Genomic DNA, 22683 nt, shown 5'->3' with positions numbered 1-22683 from the left:
TTCCCGGCAATAGCCAGCACGTTGCCCGAGGTTCGCGCGAAGTATGTGACCAGATAATTAAATCTGGTCACTCATTTGGAGAAAATGCCCGGCACGCGGAAAGTTATAGACCGAGTTTGCCGCGAACGCGCGTCAGAATCTGCGCAAATTCCCCGGCGTTTATCTCGCCAACGACCCGATCGCTGGTCATTTCGCTGCCGTTCGCTGCAAAGAACAGCAGCGCAGGCGGGCCGAACAGTTGATAGCGGTCAAGCAGCGTGCGCTGCTCGGCGCTGCTTTCGGTGATGTCGAAGCGCAGCAGTTTGAAGCCGCTCATTTGCCCTTGGACCTGCGGCGCATTGAGCACGTCGTGTTCGATCACCTTGCAACTGATGCACCAGTCGGCGTACCAGTCCAGCAGCACCGGTTGGCCAGCCGCCTTGGCCTCGACCAGGGCTGCTTCCAGTGCGGTCGGGGAGGTGACGGTTTGCCAGGCATCGGCCTTGGGCACCGCACCGCTGACTGTGGCGGCGGCGGGGGACGGCAATGGGCGCAGCGGGTCGCCCTGGCCGCTCAGCGCACCGTACCAGCAGGCCAACGCATACACCAGCAACGCCAGGCCCACCAGTTGTGCCAGGCGCTGGCGTGGTGGCTTGACCACGAATTCCAGGGCACCGAGGAACAGCGCCACCCCAGCTGCCAGGAAACCTACCAGCAACAAGGTCGCCGGCCCCGGCAGCACGCGGCTGAGCAGAGCGATGGCCAGGCCCAGCAGCAAGACGCCGATAGCGTTCTTCACGGTATTCAGCCAAGGGCCGCTCTTCGGCAACCAGGCTGCTCCCCCCGTGGCAATCATCAGCAAGGGTGCGCCCATGCCCAGGCCCAGGGCGAACAGCTTGAGCGCACCGCCCAGCGCATCGCCGCTGGCGCTGATGTACAACAAGGCACCGGCCAGCGGCGCCGACACGCAGGGTGAGACCAGCAGGCTGGAGAGCACGCCGAGCACGGCCGCACCCAGCAGCGAGCCGCCTCGTGTGTGGTTGGCGACGTTGTTGAGGCGGTTGCTCAGGGCTTGGGGCAACTTGAGTTCGAACAGGCCGAACATGGCCAGGGCAAACACCACGAAGAACAACGCGAAAGGCACCAGTACCCAGGCCGACTGCAGGCGTGCCTGCAGGTTCAGGCCGGCGCCGAACAGGCCCATCAGCGCGCCGAGCCCGGCGAAGCTGGCGGCCATCGGCAGCACATAGGCCAGCGACAGCGCAAGGCCGCGCAGGCCACCGACCTGGCCCCGCAGGACCACGCCAGAAAGGATCGGCAGCATCGGCAGCACGCAAGGGGTGAAGGTCAGGCCGACCCCGGCGAGAAAGAACAGCAGCAGTGACTTCCAGCTCCAGCCCTGTTCGCTGCCTGCAGGCACGGCGGCGCCAGCAGCGGGAGCTTCGCCATCAATGTTCAGGCGCGCGGTTTCCGGTGGGTAGCACAGACCCTTGTCGGCGCAGCCCTGGTAGCCCACCAGCAGGGTGAAGGCGCGGGCGTCGGTGCGTGGGATCTCGATGTCGAGCACGCCGTGGTAGACCTCGACGTCGCCGAAGAACTCGTCATGCTTGGCTTCGCCCTTGGGGATGTTCGGCGCGCCCAGGGCGATGTCCGCCGGTTCCGTGCGGAAGTTGAAGCGATGGCGGTACAGGTAGTAACCGTCGGTGGCGACGAAGCGCAGCTTGAGGGTTTGCGAGTCGGCCTGTACCAGGCTGAGCTTGAAAGCCTCGTGCACCGGCAGGAAATCGGCATTGTTGGACAACGAAGCGGCACCGAGGGTGGCGCTGGGGCGGTTGTCGAGCAGGCCTGAGGCGAAGGCAGGGCTGGCCAGCAGCAGGAACAGCAGGAAAAACAGGCGGCGCATGGCGGACTCGCGAGGTGGAACGTGCCCGCATGATAACGGAGTTGGCGCAGGTTGAAAGGGACGGCGACACAAGGCCGCTTGCAACCTTGAAGCGTGCACCGAACCTGTGGGAGCGGCCTTGTGTCGCGAAAGGGCCGCAACGCGGCCCCGGCAATATCAGCTGTGATACACAAATCCTGGGGGCGCTTCGCACCCCTTTCGCGACACGAGGCCGCTCCCACATGTATAGCGTATGCCTGCTAGACCCTGAAGGCCCGCACGGCCTTGCTCAGCTCCCCCCCCAGGCTCAGCAGTTGCTCACCCTGCTCACGCCCTTCGCCAATGCGCTGCAGGTTGTCTTCACCCAACGCGTGAATCCGCTCGCTATGGTCACGAATCTCACTTACGGCGCCAGTCTGTTGCGCAGTGACGTCGGCAATGCGTACCGCCGTATCGGCGATCGTGCGGATCGCGCTGACGATCTCATCCAGCGCGCCATCGGCGGCCTGGGCCTGGTTGGCGGTGGTTTCGGCGTGTTCGAGCTGGGCGCGCATGCCGGCCACCGACTCCCGCGCTGCCTGCTGCAAACGGTCAATCAGTGCCTGGATCTCACCGGTAGCCCCCGTGGTGCGCTGCGCCAGTGAGCGCACCTCGTCGGCCACCACCGCGAAGCCACGGCCCATCTCGCCTGCACGGGCGGCCTCGATGGCGGCATTCAGTGCCAGCAGGTTGGTCTGCTCGGCGATGGAACGAATCACCGTCAACACCCCGCCGATGGTCGCCGACTCCTCGGCCAGCTGTTCGATCATCCGCGCGTTGCCCTGCACCTCGTCGACCAGCGCCCGCAGCCCCGAGAGGCTCTGGCCGATCACCGCCTGGCCCTGTTCCACCGCACGCCCGGCATCGCGGCTGGCATCGGCGGCGGAGCTGGCGTCGCCGGCCACTTGCTGGATGGTCGCTTCCAGCTCGCCCAGCGCATCGCGAATCTGCCCGGTGTCGCCGGCCTGGCGCTCGGCGCCGTCGTGCAGGGCGGCACTCATCCCGGCCAGGGCGTGGCTGCTGCCGGCGACCTGCTCGGCGTTGTGGCGAATGGTGCCGACCAGCTCCACCAGGTAGTGGCGCAGGCGGTTGAGCGATTCCGCTATATCGTGCAGCTCGCGGTTGGTCTTGCCCAGCACGACAGGCTCGGCAAAGTCGCCTTCTGCCCAGCGCGACAGGGCTGGCGCCAGGCTGGTCAGGGTGCGGGCCAGGCGCCGTTGCAAGGTGTCGACGAGCAGGGCGATGAGCAGGATCAGGCCGATCATCAGCGCCTGCATGCTGCGCACTTCGCTGGCAATCTTCGCGTGCTGGCCGCGCACTTCCGGCTCCAGGCCGGCGATGGCCTGTTGCACGGCTTCCAGTCGCTGGCCGGTGCTGGCGGCCAGCGCGGTGCGGCGCTCGATCTGTTCGCGGGTGCGTTGCAGCTCGGCGGGGTAGCGGTTGAGCAGGCTTTGCAACTCGCGCTTGAGGCTGACCGCCACGTCTTCCTGTTGCCCATTGGCCTGGGACTCCAGGCCCATCATGGCAGCGAAGTCGTCGGCGCTGGATTCGGCGGCTCGGGTCACGCCCAGCAGCGGCAGGCCGTCGATGATTTGCGCCTGGTTGCGGATCAGTTGCAGTTCGCGCTCGACCTCGTCGGCCAGTTCGGCGCGGCCGCTGCTGATCAGTTTGTCCCGGGCCAGCGACAGCCGGCCCAGATGCACGCTGGCGTCGAGCAATGGCATCAGGTAGCGGTTGGCTTCGCTGCTGCCGCTGTCGCGGGCATAGGCGGTCAGCTGTTCGAAGTTGGCACCCAGTTCGCGCTCGGCCTGCAGCAGCAGCGCCTGCGGGTCGCCGGCCAGCTTGCCGGCGGCTAGCAGTTCGTTGGCGGTGAAGGCCTGCAAGGTGCCCAGGCTCGGGCGCAGCCTGCTGGCGAGTGCTGGCGGCCAGTCGGTCAATGAGGCTTCGAGCTGCTTGTTGGCCTCGACGGCCGCGGCGTGGCGCAAGGCATCGCCACTGGCCAGGTAAGCCTGGATATTGCGCGCAGCCTGGTTCTGAAACTGCTGCGACAGGCCCAGGTAGCGCTCCATCAACTGATAGGGCCGCTCCAGGGCGCGTTGCGACCACCACAGGGTCGCACCCAGGGCGATGCAGACGGTCACCAGCAACAGGGTGTTGAAATTGGTCAGCCACTTCAGGCGCATAGCCGCGAACTTCCTGCGGGGGAGTCGAGAGATAGGTGCCTGAATTTATGGCGAATTTGTTACCAGGTGATGACGATGATGGCGTTGAGCTATTGCTGGCGACGGTTACGGATCGACCCGGACCACGCAGTTACGCCCGGCATGCTTGGCGCGGTACAACGCCTCGTCCGCCGTGCTGGCCATGCTCAATGCATCCAGCTCATCCTCCAGCTGCACCACCCCGGCACTGAAGGTGCATCGCAGATCTTCCGGCTGCGCCGGGTACAGGATCTCGGCAAAGCGCCGGCGAATCTCGTCCAGCACCTTGTACGCGGCTTCCAGCGAGGTGTTGGGCATGACGATGGCGAACTCCTCGCCACCATAGCGGCCAATGAAGTCGGTCTTGCGCAGGCGTTGCTTGAGGAACAGCGCCAGGCTCTTGATCACCCGGTCGCCCATGGGGTGGCCATGGCGGTCGTTGATTTTCTTGAAGTGGTCGATGTCGAGCATGGCGAAGCTCAGCGGTTGCCGCTCGCGGCGGGCGCGGTAGCTGCAGTCTTCGAGCAATTGCAGGATGTGCGTGTGGTTGTACAGCCCGGTCAGGCTGTCGCGGACCATGCGGGCCTTGAGGTGGCGAGCGCGGGCGGCGCGGTTGCGCACGGTGGTGATCAGGTGCCGCGAGCGTACTGGCTTGGTCAGGAAGTCGTCGCCGCCCTCGCTCATCGCGTCGAGCTGCTTGTCCAGGTCGTCCTCGGCGGACAGGTAGATGATCGGCACGCTCACGTAACGGTCATTGTGCCGGATCACCTTGGCCAGCTCCGGGCCCGAGCACGTCGGCATGTAAAGGTCGAGGATGATCAGGTCGGGCTGGAAATCGGCGAGCTCGACCATGGCGCGGATCGGGTCGTTCAGGCTGCGGGTCAGCATCCCGGCGCTGGCCAGAACCCGTTCGGTATGCAGGGCCTGGGCGCGGGAGTCGTCGACGATCAGCACGCGCAAGGGGTCTTGCTGTGCGTGGCTGGTCATGGCTTCGAGCTTTTCCAGCAGGCTGGAGGCGTCCAGGGTACCGGTCAGGAACGCCTGGCCACCGGCGCGCACTGCGGCCAGGCGGGTCGGCGTATCGGCCTCGTGCAGGCTGAAGAACAGCAACGGTATGGGTTGCGCCTGGCCCCGTTGCGCCAGCGCGGCCAATGGCAAGCCAGCACCGGGGCCGGCGAAGTCGACATCCATGACGATGGCGGCCGGAGGCTGTTCGGCCAGCGATGCCAGAAACGCACCGGCGCAGGGCTGCGGCTGCGCGCTCAGGCCGAAGAATTCCAGCTGCTGGGCGAGGCGCTCGGCACGCTCGTGGTCGTGCAGCAGCAGGTAGACCGGTTTGCGTGCGGCGGGCAGCTCCAGCTGATCGGGCTGGTCGTCATGGCGCAGGCGCGTGCGCGACAGGCGCTGCAACAGCTGTTCGAGCTCCTGCGATAGGCGCTCCTGGCTCGGCTCCGCGGCTTGGGTCATGTCCTGGCTACTTGTCAGTGGGCTATGCAGGTTCGATGATGGCTCTATGCTAGCACCACTTTTTGCCCCCGTACGTGCGCCGCATCAACAAAGGCTGGCGAACGAATATTCAGTTACTGACTCATTGGTCGCTTATGCGTACGGCAGTGTCTGCTTTATAGTGCTGCGACGCGGGCTTGCCGTGGCACCCTGGCGCTGGCCTGTGGTCCAAGCCCTGAACCGTCGTGACTGATTAAGGACAAAGCCATGCTGGACTGGAAAAACCGCGAGGCCAAAGCCGAGCCCCGCGAGCGTGTGGATGGCCGCGGCGCCGCAGCCCGTAGCTACCTTGGCGGGCTGTGGAGCCGAGCCCTGGGAACCCTCATCGGGTTGTACCTGCTGGTCTGCATCGGCCTGGGCTGGTACTGGAGCCAGGAGCCGAAGCTGTTCCCGGTACAGCAGAATGCCCAGGCCGCCGCTGAGCGCAGCGGCCAGCAGATGGTAGTCGGCTACACCACCATCGAAACCCTCAAGACCGTGGCCGGCACCTTGCTGAACAAGCCGGGCGGGTACATTTCCAACGACCGCTTCCCGCCGGGCCTGTGGATGGACAACATGCCGAGCTGGGAGTACGGCGTGCTGGTGCAGGTGCGTGACCTGTCCCGTGCCCTGCGCAAGGATTTTGCCCGTTCGCAGTCGCAGTCCACCGAAGATGCCGACCTGGCCAAGGCCGAGCCGCGCTTCAACTTCGATAACAAGAGCTGGATCCTGCCTTCGAGCGAGTCGGAATTCGAAGAAGGCATCAAGTCGCTGACCCGTTACCAGACCCGTCTGGCCGCTGGCGACAAGGGCGCGATCTTCTATACCCGTGCCGACAACCTGAACAACTGGCTGGGTGACGTGGCCACCCGGCTGGGTTCGCTGTCGCAGCGCCTGTCGGCCAGCGTTGGACGGGTCAAGCTCAACACCACCCTGAAGACCGAGTCGGTCGTTGCCGGCCAGGCGCCACAGGTGGATGAAGAACTGGTGGAAACCCCATGGCTGCAGATCGACAACGTGTTCTACGAAGCCCGTGGCCAGGCCTGGGCGCTGTCGCACCTGCTGCGAGCCATCGAAGTCGACTTCGCCGACGTGCTGGCGAAGAAGAACGCCACCGTCAGCGTGCGCCAGATCATCCGTGAGCTGGAAGCCTCGCAGGAGCCGCTGTGGAGCCCGATGGTGCTCAATGGCAGCGGCTTCGGCATGTGGGCCAACCACTCGCTGGTCATGGCCAACTACATTTCCCGGGCCAACGCTGCGGTCATCGACCTGCGTCAGCTGCTGTCGCAGGGTTGAGCATGGCCATCAGCGCCAACGAGGCCGCCCACCGGGCGGCTTCCGACCGTGAGCTGGTCACCTGGGTCGACGAAGCCGACCAGGTACTTGGCGCGCTGCCCAGGGCCGAGTTGCGCGAGCGTGGCCTGATCGGCCGCTGCACGTTCATCCTGTTGTTCAACAGTGCCGGTGAGCTGTGCGTGCACCGGCGTGCCCTGAGCAAGGCGCTGTACCCGGGGTATTGGGACGTGGCGGCCGGTGGCATGGTGACGGCAGGGGAGGCTTATGACGATTCGGCCGCCCGCGAGCTGGCCGAAGAACTGGGGATCGAAGGCGTCGAACTGCGCTTTCATGAGCGGTTCTATTTTGATATGCCGGACAACCACCTGTGGTGCGCGGTGTATTCGGCCGTGTCGGATGCCCCCCTGCGATTGCAGCCGGAGGAAGTGATCGAGGCGAAATTCGTCAGCCTTGAACAGGCCGAGCAGGAAAGCCTGATAAAGCCTTATTGCCCGGACTCGCTGGCGGCGTTGCAGCGCTACAAGGCCGGCCTGGAATGAAGCACGGGCCGCACAGCGGCGCCAAGGTCGCAAAACATTCGCAAAATGGCGCATTCCGGTACTTAGCAAGGGCCTGATTTATCGTTACACTGCGCGCCCTTTTCGGGCTGCCGCAGTTCCTGCAGCAGTAGCGCCGCCCCTGCCAGAGTGGGGCTTCGCGGTCGGCCTCAACCTTAAGGCACGACCAGTTTTTGTCCTCAGCACAGAGGAACAAAAGTGGCCAAGAAAGCTTCTTCCTTCGCCGCCCTTGGCGGTCTCGTTTACTCCACCGATGCCGGTCGGCACTGCCCCGATTGTGGCCAGCCGGTGGACGCCTGCACCTGCAAGCAGCACGTCATCCCCGAAGGTGACGGCATCGCCCGTGTGCGTCGTGAAAGCAAGGGGCGTGGCGGCAAGACCGTGACGACCGTCACCGGCGTGCCGCTGCCGCTCGACCAGCTCAAGGAGCTGGCCACCACCCTCAAGCGCCGCTGCGGTACAGGCGGAGCGCTGAAGGATGGGGTCATCGAGATCCAGGGCGACCATGTCGAGCTGCTGATCGCTGAGCTGATCAAGCAGGGCTTCAAGGCGAAAAAGTCCGGCGGCTGATACGCCCAGGCGATTTTTTGCCCAACGCTTTCTAAACTCGTTCCCGTGATCTGGGTCTACCCAGGGCACGGACGAATCGTCATTTTCGGCTTTTACACTGCGCCCGCCTCCTTGCGGGGCAGTGTCTTCGACTTATCTATAGGGGACTTCAATGTCCGTACGACGCACACGCAAAGACGATGGTAGCCAATGGACCGTGGCCGACAGCCGCAGTGTTTATGGCATCCGCCATTGGGGCGCTGGTTATTTCGCCATCAATGAAGCCGGGCGCGTCGAAGTGCGCCCCAACGGCCCCAGCAGCGCGCCGATCGACCTGTTCGAGCAGGTCGACGAGCTGCGTCAGAGCGGCCTGTCGCTGCCGCTGCTGGTGCGCTTCCCCGACATCCTGCAGGACCGCGTGCGCCAGCTGACCGGTGCCTTCGATGCCAACATCGCGCGCCTGGAATACCAGAGCCAGTACACCGCGCTGTACCCGATCAAGGTCAACCAGCAGGAAGCGGTGGTGGAAAACATCATCGCCACGCAGAACGTCTCGATCGGCCTTGAAGCCGGTTCCAAGCCTGAGCTGCTGGCGGTGCTGGCATTGGCGCCGAAAGGCGGCACCATCGTCTGCAACGGCTACAAGGACCGCGAATTCATCCGCCTGGCGCTGATGGGCCAGAAGCTCGGCCATAACGTGTTCATCGTCATCGAGAAAGAGTCGGAAGTGGCGCTGGTGATCGATGAGGCCGCCGATCTCAAGGTCAAGCCACAGGTAGGCCTGCGCGTGCGCCTGTCTTCGCTGGCGTCGAGCAAGTGGGCCGACACCGGGGGCGAGAAATCCAAGTTCGGTTTGTCCGCCGCCCAGCTGATCTCGGTGGTGCAGCGCTTCCGCGATGCAGGCCTGGACCAGGGCATCCGCCTGCTGCACTTCCACATGGGTTCGCAGATCGCCAACCTGGCCGACTACCAGCACGGCTTCAAGGAAGCCATCCGCTACTACGGCGAGCTGCGTGCGCTGGGCCTGCCGGTCGACCACATCGATGTCGGCGGCGGCCTGGGCGTCGACTACGACGGTACCCACTCGCGTAACGCCAGCTCGATCAACTACGACATGGACGACTACGCCGGCGTGGTGGTGGGCATGCTCAAGGAGTTCTGCGACGCGCAGGGCCTGCCGCACCCGCACATCTTCTCCGAGAGCGGTCGCTCGCTGACCGCGCACCACGCGATGCTGGTGATCCAGGTGACCGACGTCGAGAAGCACAACGACGACGTGCCGACCATCGACAACAAGGAAGCCCTGCCAGAAACCGTGCAATGGCTGGTCGACCTGCTTGGCCCGACCGATATCGAAATGGTCACCGAAACCTACTGGCGCGCCACCCACTACATGGGTGATGTGGCGGCGCAGTATGCCGACGGCAAGATCAGCCTGGCCGAGAAGGCCCTGGCCGAGCAGTGCTACTTCGCCGTGTGCCGCCGCCTGCACAACTCGCTGAAGGCCCGCCAGCGCTCGCACCGCCAGGTGCTGGACGAGCTCAACGACAAGCTGGCCGACAAGTACATCTGCAACTTCTCGGTGTTCCAGAGCCTGCCGGACACCTGGGCCATCGGCCAGGTGCTGCCGATCATCCCGCTGCACCGCCTGGACGAAGAGCCGATGCGTCGTGCGGTACTGCAGGACCTGACCTGCGACTCCGACGGCAAGATCAACCAGTACGTCGACGAGCAGAGCATCGAGACCAGCATGCCGGTGCATGCAGTCAAGGAAGGCGAGGATTACTTGCTGGGTGTGTTCCTGGTCGGCGCCTACCAGGAAATCCTGGGCGACATGCATAACCTGTTCGGTGACACCGACTCGGTGAACATCTACCAGAACGCCGATGGCAGCGTGTACCACGCCGGTATCGAGACCCACGACACCATCGAAGACATGCTGCGCTACGTGCACCTGTCACCGGAGGAGTTGATGACGCATTACCGCGACAAGGTGGCCAGCGCCAAGATCACTGCGCGTGAACGGACCCAGTTCCTCGATGCGCTGCGCCTGGGGCTGACGCGTTCTTCCTACCTGTCCTCGTGATCGCCGGGGCCGCTCCTGCAAAAGCCGTATGGCTTTTCTTGTGGGAGCGGCCTTGCGTCGCGAAATGAGGGCGAAGCCCTCACCGAATTCACACTCGGTAATGAACCTCTCAGAGGGCACAGCCGCACTGCGTCTACCTTTGAACGCAATGTTCAAAGGAGAGCGACATGGAAAGTCCCAGCTCCAATCTATTGCGGCGAGGGCGCTGGTCCGAATCCGGACGTCTTTACCTCGTTACAACCAACACACGAAATCGCATCCCGCTTTTCTGTAATTTTCAATTTGCCAGAGCCGTTGTGCAGCAACTGCGCAAAAGTGATGAAGACAAGGCGTGCCGGTCTCTAGCCTGGGTGCTCATGCCGGATCATTTGCATTGGTTGATCGAGTTGCATGACGTCGGGCCAAGTGACCTGATGTGCGCCTTCAAGTCGCGAAGCAGCTGTGCGCTCTACAGGGCCGGCGCGAACCGGCGTCATATCTGGCAATCCAGTTTTCATGACCGGGCCTTACGTCGCGAAGAAGATGTTAAGGCTGTGGCCAGGTACATCATCGCCAATCCTATTCGCGCTGGATTGGTTGAACGTGCAGGGGGTTACCCACATTGGGATTGTGTGTGGTTGTAAGTCAGCAGGTGAGGGCTTCGCCCTCATTTCGCGACACACGGCCGCTCCCACATTGATCGGCGTACGCCGGACCGTTCGGAAAGAGCCGCAAAGCGGCCCCCGGCATTACTGAATCCAGCGCCCTCGTTCCTGCAGCCGCCACCCAACCCACCCCAACGTCACCGCCCGCAACGCCATGAACCCGAGAAAGGCCAACCACAACCCGTGGTTGCCAAACCCGCTCATGACCACACCCAAGGGCAGCGCAATCAGCACCGACAGCACCATCGTGTTGCGCATCTCCCGTGCCCGGGTCGCGCCGATGAACAGCCCGTCGAGCAGGTAGCTCCATACCGCAATCAACGGCAGCAGCGCCAGATACGGCAGGTACGGGTAAGCCGCCGCCCTCACGCTATCGATATTGGTCTGCAAGTCGATGAACAGATGCCCGCCCAGCAGGAACACGCCGGCAAACCCCAGGCTGGTGAGCAACGACCACCCACAGGCCACCACCAGCGAGCGGCGTAAGGTATCCCGGTCCCGCGCACCAATGGCATGCCCGCACAGCGCCTCTACGGCATGCGCCAGGCCATCGAGGGCGTAGGCGGTAAGCAGCAGCCCGTTGAGCAGCAGGGCGTTGGCCGCCACCGTGGCTTCGCCCAGGCGTGCGCCCTGCACGGTGATCAGCAGGAACACCAGCTGCAACGCCAGGCTGCGCAGGAAGATGTCGCGGTTCACCGCCAGCAATGGCCGCCACGCCTGCCAGCGCTTGAGCGCAGCCCAGGCGATCTGCCCGGGGTAGGCACGAAGGGCCGGGCGGGTCAGGGCCAGGCCGAGCAACGCAGCGCACCATTCGGCGACCACCGAGGCCCGTGCCGAACCCAGCACGCCCCAGTTCAGGCCCAGCACGAACCACAGGTTGAGGGCGATGTTCAGCAGGTTGGTGGCCAGCAGTATCGCCAGTGGCGCGCGAGCGTTCTGTGTGCCCAGGAACCAGCCGACCAGCGCATAGCTGGCCAGCGCTGCCGGCAGGCCCAGCAACCGGGTATGGAAAAAGTCTTCGGTGGCTTGCTGCAACGCCTCGCTCGGTTGCATGGCGTGCAGGGCCATCTGGCTGAAGGGCAGGGCAAGGAGGCCGATCAGTAGCGCGAAGGCCACGGCCAGCAGCAGCCCCTGCACCAGTACCTGGCGCAGCGCCGTGCCATCGGCACGCCCGGCGGCCTGTGCAGCGAAGCCCGTGGAGCCCATGCGCAGGAAACCCATCAGGCCAACCATGAACGTGAACAGCGTGGCGCCCACCGCCACCGCTCCGAGCTGGTGGGCGTGGGGCAGGTGGCCGATCACGGTGCTGTCGACCAAGGCCACCAGCGGTACCGAAATGTTGGAGAGGATCATCGGCGCGGCCAGCGCCCATACCCTGCGGTGGGTGGGGCGGTGCTGCCAGTCGGTGGTGAGTTGCGACATTGCAATTCCTGAGGCTGTGGGGCCGTTTCGCGCCCCAGGGTTCGGCTGGCCACAGTGTACCGGCCGGGCAACCAATCTGCGCGAACACGGTCTCACTTGCCGCATCGACGAAACTCCCGGACGCGCCGTTGCGCTATAGTTGCTGCCCTTACGTACACGCTGCCAAAGAGTTACCACTCCATGCTCAACAAAGGATTGTTGCTGGCCTGCGCGCTGGCCCTGCTCAGTGCCTGTGATTCCTCGACGCCGGACAAGCCCGCGTCCCCCGAAAAACCGGCCGCAAGCGCTGCGGTCGAGGCCCCCGCGGCCAAGCGAGAAGACCCTGCCGTCCTCGCCAAACGCTATGAGGGGCGCGAGCTCAGCGTGCTGGACGTCTCTGAAGTGCAACTCGATGGTGCCAGTACCCTGTCGATCAGCTTCTCGGCCCCGCTGGACGCCAGGCAGGACTTCGCCGCCAAGGTGCACCTGGTCGATACGGTCAAGGGCAAGGTCGATGGTGCCTGGGAACTCTCCGACAACCAGATGGAATTGCGCCTGCGCCACCTCGAGCCGCAGCGCAAGCTGGTGCTGACCGTCGACAAGGGCCTGCTGGCCGTCAACGGCAACAAGCTCGACAGTGAGTCCGTGAGCCGCCTGGAAACCCGCGACATGCAAGCCACCGTCGGCTTCGCCAGCCGCGGTTCGTTGCTGCCCACGCGCCTGGCCGAAGGCCTGCCGGTGATCGCACTGAACGTGCCGAAGGTCGATGTCGAGTTCTTCCGGGTCAAGCCAGAGATGCTCTCGACCTTCCTCGCCAACTGGGGCCGCAACAGCAGTCTGTACTACTACCAGTCCAAGGAAACCCTGGACATGGCCGAGCTGGTCTACAGCGGCCGCTTCGACCTGAACCCGGCGCGCAACACCCGCGAGACCGTGCTGCTGCCGATTGCAGGCATCAAGCCGCTGCAGGAGCCCGGTGTGTACCTGGCCGTGATGCGCGCCTCCGGTACCTATGACTATTCACAGCCGGCGACGCTGTTCACCCTCAGCGACATCGGCGTATCCGCCCACCGCTACCGTGACCGCCTGGATGTGTTCGCCCAGGCCCTGGAAGGCGGCAAGGCGCTCAAGGACGTCAACCTCGAACTGCATGATGACAAGGGCAAGCTGCTGGCCCAGGCCAAGACCGATGGCGCCGGCCATGCCCAGCTGCCGATCACGGCCAAGGCCGATACGCTGATCGCTACCCAAGGCGTGCACACCACCCTGCTGCGGCTGAACACCGCGGCCCTGGACCTGGCCGAGTTCGACATCACCGGCCCCCAGGCCAACCCGCTGCAATTCTTCATTTTCGGCCCGCGCGATCTCTACCGCCCGGGTGAAACGGTGCTGCTCAACGGCCTGCTGCGCGACCAGGATGGCAAGCCGGTGAAGGCCCAGCCGGTCAGCGTCGAGGTGCGCCGCCCGGATGAGCAGGTCAGCCGCAAGTTCGTCTGGGAAGCTGACGCCAGTGGTCTGTATCAATATCAGTTGCAGCTGGCCACGGAGGCGCCGACTGGCCGTTGGCAGCTGCTGCTTGACCTGGGGGGCGGTCGCAAGCAGGTTTATGAATTCCTGGTCGAAGACTTCCTCCCCGAGCGCCTGGCGCTTGAACTCAAGGGCAGCGATACGCCGTTATCGCCCGATGAGGATGCGCGTATCCAGGTCAATGGCCGCTACCTCTACGGTGCGCCCGCTGCCGGCAACCGCCTGAGTGGCCAAGCCTATGTGCGCCCGCTGCGCGAAGCGGTGCCGGCGCTGCCGGGCTACCAGTTCGGCTCCGTGACCGAAACCGAATTGGCCCAGGACCTGGAACTCGACGAAGTCACCCTCGACCAGGCCGGCAAGGCAGTGGTCGATATCGAGAGCCGTTGGAGCGAAGCACGCTCGCCGTTGCAACTGACCGTACAGGCCAGCCTGCAGGAATCCGGCGGCCGGCCGATCACCCGCCGCCTCGAACAGCCGATCTGGCCTGCCGAACGCTTGCCCGGCCTGCGCGGCCTGTTCGACGGCGAGGAAACCGACAGCGACGGGCCGGTCGAATTCGAGGTGCTCGTGGCCGACCGTAAGGGCAACAAGCTCGCCGCCAACGACCTGAAGGTGCGCCTGATCCGTGAGCGTCGCGATTACTACTGGAACTACTCGCAGAGCGATGGCTGGAGCTACGACTACAACGAGAAATTCCTCACCCAGAGCGAGGAGACGGTCAGCGTCAAGGCCGGCTCCACTGCCAAATTGAGCTTCCAGGTGGAATGGGGCCCGTACCGGGTCGAGGTGGAAGACCCTGAGACCGGGCTGGTTTCCAGCGAGCGCTTCTGGGCCGGATACCGCGCCCAGGACAACGCCGAAGGCGGCGCGGTGCGACCAGACCAGGTGAAGCTGGCGCTGGACAAACCGGCCTACGCCGACGGTGCTACCGCCAAGGTCACCGTGACCCCACCTGCGGCCGGCAGCGGCTACCTGATGGTCGAATCCAGTGATGGCCCGCTTTGGTGGCAGGAAATCGACGTGCCCGCCGAAGGCAAGACGTTCGATGTGCAACTGGACAAGCAGTGGGCGCGCCACGACCTGTACATCAGCGCGCTGGTGATCCGCCCGGGTGAACGCAAGGCCAATGCCACGCCCAAGCGCGCCGTCGGCGTGCTGCACCTGCCACTGGCGCGTGCCGAGCGCAAGCTGGCGGTCAGCCTGCAGGCGCCTGAGAAGATGCGGCCCAAACAGCCGCTGACGGTGAAGATCAAGGCCGCCAATGCCGACGGCAGCGTGCCGAAGCAGGTACACGTGCTGCTGTCCGCCGTCGACGTGGGCATCCTCAACATCACCGACTTCAAGACCCCCGACCCGTTCGCCAGCCTGTTCGGTCGCAAGGCCTACGGTGCCGACCAGCTGGACATCTACGGCCAGCTGATCGAGGCCGGCCAGGGCCGCTTGGCCAGCCTGGCCTTCGGCGGTGACGCGGCGATGGCCAAGGGTGGCAAGCGCCCCAATACCACGGTGACCATCGTTGCCCAGCAAAGCCTGCCGGTGACCCTGAACGACCAGGGCGAAGGCGAGGCGAGCGTCGATATTCCGGACTTCAATGGCGAGTTGCGGCTGATGGCCCAGGCCTGGACCGACGAGCACTTCGGCATGGCCGAAGGCAAGACGGTGGTGGCCGCGCCGCTGATCGCCGAGCTGTCGGCGCCGCGCTTCCTGGCGGGTGGTGACCGCACCAGCCTGGCGCTGGACTTGGCAAACCTGTCGGGGCGTGCCCAGCAGCTGAGTGTCGAGATCCGCGCCGAGGGCCAGCTGAGCCTGACGGCCAGCGCCCAGCAGACTGTCGCCCTGGCCGAAGGCCAGCGCAGCACGCTGCTTATCCCGGTGCTAGCCCAGGGTGGGCTGGGGCAGGGCAAGGTGCGGGTGCGGGTCAATGGCCTGCAACTGACAGGCGAACCGGCAAACACCTTCGAACGGGAATGGACGCTGGGCGTGCGCCCGGCCTACCCGGCGCTGCTCAAGCATTACCGTGTGGCCCTCAAGGACCAGCCATGGACCCTGCCGGAAAGCGACCTGGCCGCCTTCGAGCCGGCCGGCCTGGAAGCCAGCCTGGCGCTGTCGAGCCGCCCGCCACTGAATCTCGCCGAACAGATCCGCGCCCTCGAAGCTTACCCTTACGGCTGCCTGGAGCAGACTACCAGCGGCCTCTACCCCTCACTGTACGCCGATGCGGCCAGCCTCAAGCGCCTGGGTATCAAGGGCGAGCCGGCCGAGGTGCGCAAGCGCAAGATCGAGATGGGCATCGAGCATCTGCTGGGCATGCAGCGCTACAACGGCAGCTTTGGCTTGTGGAGCTCGGACAGTGAGGAAGAGTACTGGCTGACCGCCTATGTCACCGACTTCTTGCTGCGAGCTCGCGACCAGGGCTACGGCGTGCCGGCCGAGGCCTTGAAGAAGGCCAACGAACGCCTGTTGCGCTACCTGCAGGAACGCAATCTGATCGAAGTCGACTACAGCGAAAATGCCGAGCACACCCGCTTTGCCGTACAAGCCTATGCTGCGCTGGTGCTGTCGCGCAGCCAGCAAGCACCGCTGGGTGCCCTGCGCAGCCTGTTCGAGCGCCGCGCCGATGCCCGCTCGGGCCTGCCGCTGGTGCAACTGGCGGTAGCGCTGGAGGCCATGGGCGACAAGCCGCGTGCCGAGCAGGCGCTGCAGGCGGGCCTGGGTATCAGCCGCAGCAAGGGCTGGATGGCCGACTATGGCAGCAGCCTGCGCGACCAGGCGCTGATCCTGGCGCTGCTGCAGGAAAGCAAGCTGGCCAGCAACCAGGTCGACCAGCGCCTGTTCGCCCTGTCGGACGAGCTGGCGGCCAACCGTTGGCTGTCGACCCAGGAACGCAATGCCTTGTACCTGGCCGGCCGGGGGCTGCTGGGCAAGCCGGAAGCGCCGTGGAAGGCGCGCCTGGACAGTGCCGGTGAGGTGCGTGAGTTCAATAATGTCGAGGCGGGCATGAAGCTCGAGGGGCCGTTGCTGGCCTCGCCTCTGACTGTGCAGAACGAGGGCAGCGAAACGCTCTACCAGCAACTGACCCTGTCGGGCTATCCACGCCAGGCGCCTGCTGCCGGTGGCAACGGCATGGAGATTCGCCGCGACTACCTGGGCATGAATGGCCAGCCGCTGGACCTGCATAACCTGCGCAGTGGCGACCTGGTGCTGGTGCACCTGGCGCTCAAGACCAGCGATCGCGTGCCGGATGCCTTGGTGGTTGACCTGCTGCCTGCCGGCCTGGAACTGGAGAACCAGAACCTGGCCCAGAGCGCTGCCAGCCTGGACAACGCCAGCGGCGCGGTAAAGCAGTGGCGCGAGTCGATGCAGAACGCCAGCGTGGTGCATCAGGAGTACCGTGATGACCGCTACGTGGCGGCCCTCAAGCTCGACGGCTATGGCACCACGCACCTGTTGTACCTGGCGCGTGCGGTGACCCCGGGCACTTACCGGGTGCCGCCGCCACAAGTGGAGTCGATGTACCGGCCGAACCTGCAGGCCGTGGGTGATGGGCAAGGGGAGATGACTGTAAAAGCCCGCTAAGCACCTGCCTTGCACGGACTATGTGGGAGCGGCCTTGTGTCGCGAAAGGGCCGCAAAGCGGCCCCGGCATTTCAAGCTACGGAGCTGAGATCCTGGGGCTGCTGCGCAGCCCTTTTGCGACACAAGGCCGCTCCCACAGGTCCGCGCCGGGCAGTTCAATGTCAATGAATCACCCAGCTCATCACCCACAGCCCCAGCATCAGCCAGATGATCCCGAGGATGATCGAAGCACGCATGAAGGCGCGGATCGCCGAGTACAGCAGCATCAGGCCGATGATCAGGGCGAGGATGCTGAGGAGCGAGGTGTCCATGCCCAACGTGCGTGCCAGGCCATCGATGAAATTGCCCCCGGCGTTGGCCAGCAGGTTGAACAGGCCGCTCAAGGCGTCGACGATGAAGCGGATCAACGACCCCAGTGCCTGGCCAAGCCACTCGAAAAAACCTTCTACATGCATAGTTGCTTCCTGATGAACGAATCGGCACGTTTGCCGTTCCCAAGCCTTTGGCCACTACCTGGCCAGGTCGGTTCCCGATGCCAAGCTTAGCGCGGCCGCGTACTCGAGCGGGAAGGCTCGTGCGTGCTGCCGCGGTCAGCATCCTGTTGTTGCTCGGCCTGTTGTGGCTGGCCGACCGCATCTGGCCGCTACCGTTGCCGGGCAACGACCTGGCAAGGGTAGTGCTGGCTGAAGACGGCACTCCATTGTGGCGTTTTGCCGATGCCGATGGGGTGTGGCGCTATCCGGTCAGCCCGGAGGATGTTTCGCCCCTTTACCTGCAGGCCCTGTTGACCTACGAAGACCGCTGGTTCTACCAGCACCCGGGGGTCAACCCGCTGGCGCTGGCGCGGGCGGTCTGGCTCAACCTGCGCGGTGGGCGGGTAGTGTCCGGCGGCAGCACGTTGTCGATGCAGGTTGCCCGCCTGCTCGACCCGCATGATCGCACCTTGGCCGGCAAGCTGCGGCAGCTGTGGCGCACTGCGCAACTGGAGTGGCACCTGTCCAAGCGCGAGATCCTGCAGATCTACCTGAACCGTGCGCCGTTCGGCGGTACCTTGCAGGGCGTGGCAGCGGCCAGCTGGGCTTACCTGGGCAAGTCGCCGCAGCAGCTGACACCCGCCGAAGCTGCCCTGCTGGCGGTGTTGCCGCAGGCACCGAGCCGCTTGCGCCCGGACCGCCACCCGGCGCGTGCCCAACGCGCCCGCGACAAGGTGCTGCAGCGCCTGGACGAGTACCAGGTGTGGCCGGCGCAACAGATCAAGGAGGCGGTTGAGGAGCCATTGCTGCTGGCCCCGCGTCAGGAACCCGCACTGGCTCCGTTACTGGCGCGGCGGCTGTACACCGCTGACAGCCCGACGTTGATTCGCACCACCCTCGACGCCTCGTTGCAACGGCGCCTGGAAGACCTGTTGCTGGGTTGGCGGGCGCGCTTGCCGGAGCGCACCTCGGCGGCGATCCTGGTGGTCGAGGCCCAGACCATGGCGGTACGCGCTTACCTGGGCTCGATCGACCTGAACGACGAGCGCCGTTTTGGCCATGTCGACATGGTCCGCTCATTACGCTCGCCTGGCTCGACGCTCAAGCCGTTTCTGTACGGTCTGGCCATGGATGATGGCCTGATTCACTCCGAATCGCTGTTGCAGGATGTGCCACGGCGCTACGGCGACTATCGCCCCGGCAATTTCTCGATGGGCTTCAGCGGCCCGGTCTCCGCCAGTTCAGCGCTGGCGCTGTCGCTCAACTTGCCAGCGGTGCAATTGCTCGAAGCCTATGGCCCCAAGCGCTTCGCCGCGCAGTTACGCGTGGCCGGCGTGCCGTTGGCGCTGCCGCCGTTGGCCGAGCCCAACCTGGCATTGATTCTGGGCGGTGCCGGCAGCCGGCTGGAGGACCTGGTCGGCGGTTATGCGGCACTGGCCCGGGGTGGCAACAGTGCGCAGGTACGCCTGCAACCGCAGGATCCCCTGGTGGAGCGCCAGTTGATGTCGCCAGGCGCGGCCTGGATCATCCGGCGCATCCTCAGCGGCCAGGCGCGGCCCGACCGCGACCCGCATGCCGAACTGGTACAGCGCCCACAATTGGCCTGGAAGACCGGCACCAGCTATGGCTTCCGCGATGCCTGGTCGATCGGCGTCGGGCCGCGCTACCTGATCGGTGTCTGGATCGGTCGCCCTGACGGCACGCCCGTGCCCGGGCAGTTCGGCCTGGCCTCGGCGGCCCCGCTGATGCTGCAAGTGCATGACCTGCTGAGCAACCGCGACAGCCAGCGAGGCATCCGGCTGCCAGTGGAACGCGTGCCGGACAGTGTTGGGGTGGCGGCCATCTGCTGGCCGCTGGGCCAGCCCATGAACCGGCAGGACCCGAACTGCCGGCGCCAGCGCTTTGCCTGGACCCTCGATGGCACCACGCCTCCCACCTTGCAGGCCGCCGACCAGCCGCTCGGCCTGGGGCTGCGCGAAAGCATCTGGGTCAATGCCCAGGGCCTGCGCGTGGACGGTAGTTGCCCCGGGGCCAAGGCGCTCGACATCGCTTTGTGGCCAGCGCCGCTGGAGCCTTGGTTGCCACGCGTCGAGCGGCGTGCGGCGCGGCTGCCGACGGTGGACCCGAGCTGTCCGCCACAGGTACCGGCCAGCGCGCCGCCGCTGTCCATCGTCGGCGTGCGCCCCGGCGACCACCTGCGGCGCCCAGCCACCAGCAGTGAACCCTTGCAGTTGCAGGTGTCTGCCCTTGGCGGCGGCGGGCGGCGCTGGTGGTTCCTCAACGGCCAGCCGCTGGGCGAAAGCGAAGGGCAGGGCAGCATGCTGGTGCGGTTCGACCAGGCCGGGCAGTTCGAACTCAGTGCCTTGGACGAAAGTGGAGAAACGGCACGGGTGGCGTTCCAGGTCAACGAGTAGGGTTCGACGTTTACCAGGGCAACACCTACGCTTGCAGTGACGGGTGAGGCCGGCGACGCCCCGGTACCCAAGGGATTGTTGAGCGACCTATGCGTCTTCTGCTGATGCCCCTGCTGCTGTCGCCCTGGGCCAGTCTGCTGGTTGCCGAGCCATTGCCGGTGTTTCTCGACGGCCATGAATACGAGCGCCGCCTGCCCAGCGCGAACCTGCCGATCGACGCCTACCGCCCCCGTGCTGCGGACCTGCTCCTGGCGCCGCCCGTGATCGCCACCGGGACGCCGACACGGGCGACGCGTTTCGTGCTGCACAAGGTGCGCTTCGAGGGCGGGACGGTCTACCCGTTGAGCGAATTGCGCGAGCATTACCAACCCTTGATTGGCCGTGAAGTGAGTGTTGGCGAGCTGCAGCAGTTCACCGAGCGCCTGACCCGGCGCTACCAGCGCGACGGCTACCTGCTATCGCAGGCCTACCTGCCGGATCAGGATTTTGCCGATGGCCGCGTGCATGTCGTGTTGGTCGAGGGGTATGTCCATGACGTTCGACGGCAAGGCGATGTCGGGCCCGCTGGCGCCTACCTCGAGGCGCTGCTGGAGCACGTGCGGGCGGAACGCCCTCTGACCCAGGCGACGCTCGACCGCTTCATCGGCCTGGCCCAGCGCATTCCCGGTGTGACGTTGCAGGCTGTCCTGGGTCGGGCGGAGCACAGTGATGGGGCCGCGCAGCTTACCGTGCGGGCCTGGCGCAAGCCCTTCGATATGGCCGTGGCGTTCAGCGATGGCAGCCGCGATGGCCCGCAGGGGTTGTTCAAGGTGTCCAGCAATGCCCAGACGCGTTTTGCCGAGCAGTTGACGGCCAGCGTGCTGCTGCCGCCGGGAGATGACCACAGCCATTACCAGCGCCTGGACTACAGCCAGCACCTGGACGCACAAGGCAGCCAGCTGCTGCTTTCAGCCGCTCGCTACCGCAGCGAGCCAGGCACACCTGTGCGTGTGGAGCATGGTTCGCAGTTTTTCCAACGGATTGAAAGCGAGCGTTATGCAATCGGGCTTGGCCAACCGGTGATCGTCACGGCCGATGAATGGCTGGCGGTGACAGGGCATGTGTATGCGGTCAGTGAGCATGACGAAGCGCTCGACGGCGGCCGGACACGCATCGACACCTCTGTACGTGCGCTGTCGTTCGAAGGCGATTGGCGCAAGGTCGAGGGCGGGCGGTTTCGCAGGGTCAGCGCCGGGGTGTATCAGGGGCTGGATTACCTGGGCGCTCGCACCGATACGGATTACGACATGGACTTCCTGCGTTTTCGCGTGACCGGGTTGCAGAGCGACCCGCTGTCGCAACGCTGGCAAGGCGTGCTGTCAGGCGCCTTGTACTGGACCGATGACCGGCTGCCCGACAGTGAGCATGCGGTCTTCGGCGGGCAGCATTTCGGTCATGGCTACCCGCAGGATCAGGCGGCGGGTGACAAGGGCTGGGGTGTCGCCTACGAGCTGAACTACAGCATTACGCCTGGCGCTGGCTGGGTGCGGCTGATGCAGCCGTATGTGCTGCTGGATGCTGCGCAGGCCTGGTACAACGGCGGACCACTCGAAGAGGCCAGGATGCGTTCCGTGGCGTTGGGTGTGCGGCTGGGGGAGGGGCGGTACGGCAACGTGGCGCTGGAGGTGGCCAAGCCACTGGCCGACGTGGCTTTGGACAGCATGAGCAGAAGCCCACGCTGGACGGTGAGCTTCAGCTACCGGTTGGAGTGAATCCAGGCGATAGCGGCCTCATGAAACGCCTGGGAAACGCCTAGTGCGTGGTAAACCGCTGGTGTACAGGAGACGAACTTGGCGTCAACGCCAACGCCAGTTGGGTGCGGTTGTGCATGTGGGTCAAACGCAACACTTGCGACACATACAGCTTCACAGTGTTCTCGGTGATCCCCAGTTCGCAGGCAATCTGGTAGTTGGTCTTGCCCTTGCTTACCAGCCGGGCGACCTCCAGTTGCCGCGGAGACAGCTTCTCGAACGCTGCCGGCAGCTCGCCTTCGGACTCTTCGACGACATCGGTGGCGCGGCGGTGAACGCCCTGGCCTCGGGCTTTTTCCAGGTCCTGATACAGCTCGTCGATGGAACCGGCCAGGTCCTGCAGGCGTTGGTTGAGGTTGCCCAGGTCCTGGAGATTGGACCTGCGCTCCAGTAGCACTTGTTCCTGACGGCGCACGCCCTCGAGCAGTTCGTCGAAGTCCATGGGCTTCTGGTAGTAATCGGCGAAACCTTCACGCAGGGCACGGATCACGTCCTGCTTGTCGGCGCGCCCGGTGAGCAGGATGGCTTCGAACATGCGCTGGCGCCCGGCAATGTCCTTGAGTGCCTGCATGAGCTCGATGCCATCGCGATTGGGCATGTGCAGGTCGCACAACACCAGGCCAATCGCGTCGTCGGCGCTGAAGCGTTCGATGGCTTCGTCGGTGGAGTGGGCCGCAACGCAAGGGTGGCCCCGGGACAGAAGGAATTCACACAACTGTTCGACGATCAGCGGCTGGTCATCCACCACCAGAACTTTCACATCACTCATTGACTTGGTCACGAT

At 65.1% G+C, this 22683-nt stretch carries 14 protein-coding genes; 8 read left to right on the top strand and 6 right to left on the bottom strand.

Annotated features, from left to right (window positions below; translation table 11 throughout):
• Positions 1–103 precede the first annotated feature (103 nt).
• The 3 genes from L6D64_RS10050 to L6D64_RS10040 form a co-directional block, all read right to left on the bottom strand.
• Entirely contained in the window at positions 104–1882 is a 1779-nt protein-coding gene (locus L6D64_RS10050) for a protein-disulfide reductase DsbD (protein ID WP_176509647.1), read from the bottom strand.
• 239 nt (positions 1883–2121) lie between these two features.
• The gene (locus L6D64_RS10045; RefSeq protein ID WP_371870327.1) at positions 2122–3624 is read right to left on the bottom strand and encodes a methyl-accepting chemotaxis protein; all 1503 of its coding nucleotides are present in this window, start codon (positions 3622–3624) and stop codon (positions 2122–2124) included.
• 564 nt (positions 3625–4188) lie between these two features.
• A complete protein-coding gene (locus L6D64_RS10040; protein ID WP_176509645.1) occupies positions 4189–5568 on the bottom strand; it encodes a diguanylate cyclase in 1380 nt (459 codons plus the stop codon).
• Between the two features lie 246 nt (positions 5569–5814).
• Between L6D64_RS10040 and L6D64_RS10035 the strand changes: the two genes are divergently transcribed.
• The 5 genes from L6D64_RS10035 (at position 5815) to L6D64_RS10015 (ending at position 10697) form a co-directional block, all read left to right on the top strand.
• Complete coding sequence (locus tag L6D64_RS10035) at positions 5815–6882, top strand: DUF2333 family protein (RefSeq protein ID WP_054886852.1); 1068 nt, start codon at positions 5815–5817, stop codon at positions 6880–6882.
• A gap of 2 nt (positions 6883–6884) precedes the next feature.
• Positions 6885–7421 (top strand): NUDIX hydrolase, encoded by a 537-nt coding sequence (locus tag L6D64_RS10030; RefSeq protein WP_176509644.1) that lies wholly within the window; start codon positions 6885–6887, stop codon positions 7419–7421.
• 216 nt (positions 7422–7637) lie between these two features.
• Positions 7638–8009 (top strand): translation initiation factor Sui1, encoded by a 372-nt coding sequence (locus tag L6D64_RS10025; RefSeq protein WP_176509643.1) that lies wholly within the window; start codon positions 7638–7640, stop codon positions 8007–8009.
• A gap of 151 nt (positions 8010–8160) precedes the next feature.
• Complete coding sequence (speA, locus tag L6D64_RS10020) at positions 8161–10074, top strand: arginine decarboxylase (RefSeq protein WP_176509642.1); 1914 nt, start codon at positions 8161–8163, stop codon at positions 10072–10074.
• A gap of 167 nt (positions 10075–10241) precedes the next feature.
• Positions 10242–10697 (top strand): REP-associated tyrosine transposase, encoded by a 456-nt coding sequence (locus tag L6D64_RS10015; protein ID WP_176509641.1) that lies wholly within the window; start codon positions 10242–10244, stop codon positions 10695–10697.
• A gap of 105 nt (positions 10698–10802) precedes the next feature.
• Here the strand turns inward: L6D64_RS10015 and L6D64_RS10010 are convergent, their stop codons facing one another.
• Positions 10803–12140: an MATE family efflux transporter gene (locus tag L6D64_RS10010; protein ID WP_176509640.1), complete on the bottom strand. Its 1338-nt coding sequence runs from the start codon at positions 12138–12140 to the stop codon at positions 10803–10805.
• 180 nt (positions 12141–12320) lie between these two features.
• On the opposite strand from L6D64_RS10010, the gene L6D64_RS10005 reads away from it, so the two are divergent.
• Positions 12321–17222, top strand: coding sequence for an alpha-2-macroglobulin family protein (locus L6D64_RS10005; protein WP_176509639.1), 4902 nt, complete (start codon positions 12321–12323; stop codon positions 17220–17222).
• A gap of 161 nt (positions 17223–17383) precedes the next feature.
• Here the strand turns inward: L6D64_RS10005 and L6D64_RS10000 are convergent, their stop codons facing one another.
• Positions 17384–17677, bottom strand: coding sequence for a hypothetical protein (locus L6D64_RS10000; RefSeq protein WP_176509638.1), 294 nt, complete (start codon positions 17675–17677; stop codon positions 17384–17386).
• A gap of 77 nt (positions 17678–17754) precedes the next feature.
• On the opposite strand from L6D64_RS10000, the gene pbpC reads away from it, so the two are divergent.
• The gene (gene pbpC / locus L6D64_RS09995; protein WP_176509637.1) at positions 17755–20109 is read left to right on the top strand and encodes a peptidoglycan glycosyltransferase PbpC; all 2355 of its coding nucleotides are present in this window, start codon (positions 17755–17757) and stop codon (positions 20107–20109) included.
• 89 nt (positions 20110–20198) lie between these two features.
• A complete protein-coding gene (locus L6D64_RS09990; RefSeq protein WP_176509636.1) occupies positions 20199–21860 on the top strand; it encodes a ShlB/FhaC/HecB family hemolysin secretion/activation protein in 1662 nt (553 codons plus the stop codon).
• 40 nt (positions 21861–21900) lie between these two features.
• On the opposite strand, the gene L6D64_RS09985 is transcribed toward L6D64_RS09990, so the two are convergent.
• Complete coding sequence (locus L6D64_RS09985) at positions 21901–22668, bottom strand: response regulator transcription factor (protein ID WP_176509667.1); 768 nt, start codon at positions 22666–22668, stop codon at positions 21901–21903.
• Positions 22669–22683 lie beyond the last annotated feature (15 nt).

The sequence above is a fragment of the Pseudomonas urethralis genome (assembly GCF_021602465.1).
In the GTDB taxonomy this organism is placed as follows: domain Bacteria; phylum Pseudomonadota; class Gammaproteobacteria; order Pseudomonadales; family Pseudomonadaceae; genus Aquipseudomonas; species Aquipseudomonas vlassakiae.
This window is presented reverse-complemented; position numbering and strand designations above follow the sequence as displayed.

Coding starts and splice junctions, on each gene's coding strand:
- L6D64_RS10050 (WP_176509647.1), bottom strand. CDS start 1,882: ATGCGCCGCCTGTTTTTCCTGCTGTTCCTGCTGCTGGCCAGCCCTGCC.
- L6D64_RS10045 (WP_371870327.1), bottom strand. CDS start 3,624: ATGCCATTGCTCGACGCCAGCGTGCATCTGGGCCGGCTGTCGCTGGCC.
- L6D64_RS10040 (WP_176509645.1), bottom strand. CDS start 5,568: ATGACCCAAGCCGCGGAGCCGAGCCAGGAGCGCCTATCGCAGGAGCTC.
- L6D64_RS10035 (WP_054886852.1), top strand. CDS start 5,815: ATGCTGGACTGGAAAAACCGCGAGGCCAAAGCCGAGCCCCGCGAGCGT.
- L6D64_RS10030 (WP_176509644.1), top strand. CDS start 6,885: ATGGCCATCAGCGCCAACGAGGCCGCCCACCGGGCGGCTTCCGACCGT.
- speA (WP_176509642.1), top strand. CDS start 8,161: ATGTCCGTACGACGCACACGCAAAGACGATGGTAGCCAATGGACCGTG.
- L6D64_RS10015 (WP_176509641.1), top strand. CDS start 10,242: ATGGAAAGTCCCAGCTCCAATCTATTGCGGCGAGGGCGCTGGTCCGAA.
- L6D64_RS10010 (WP_176509640.1), bottom strand. CDS start 12,140: ATGTCGCAACTCACCACCGACTGGCAGCACCGCCCCACCCACCGCAGG.
- L6D64_RS10005 (WP_176509639.1), top strand. CDS start 12,321: ATGCTCAACAAAGGATTGTTGCTGGCCTGCGCGCTGGCCCTGCTCAGT.
- L6D64_RS10000 (WP_176509638.1), bottom strand. CDS start 17,677: ATGCATGTAGAAGGTTTTTTCGAGTGGCTTGGCCAGGCACTGGGGTCG.
- pbpC (WP_176509637.1), top strand. CDS start 17,755: ATGCCAAGCTTAGCGCGGCCGCGTACTCGAGCGGGAAGGCTCGTGCGT.
- L6D64_RS09990 (WP_176509636.1), top strand. CDS start 20,199: ATGCGTCTTCTGCTGATGCCCCTGCTGCTGTCGCCCTGGGCCAGTCTG.
- L6D64_RS09985 (WP_176509667.1), bottom strand. CDS start 22,668: ATGAGTGATGTGAAAGTTCTGGTGGTGGATGACCAGCCGCTGATCGTC.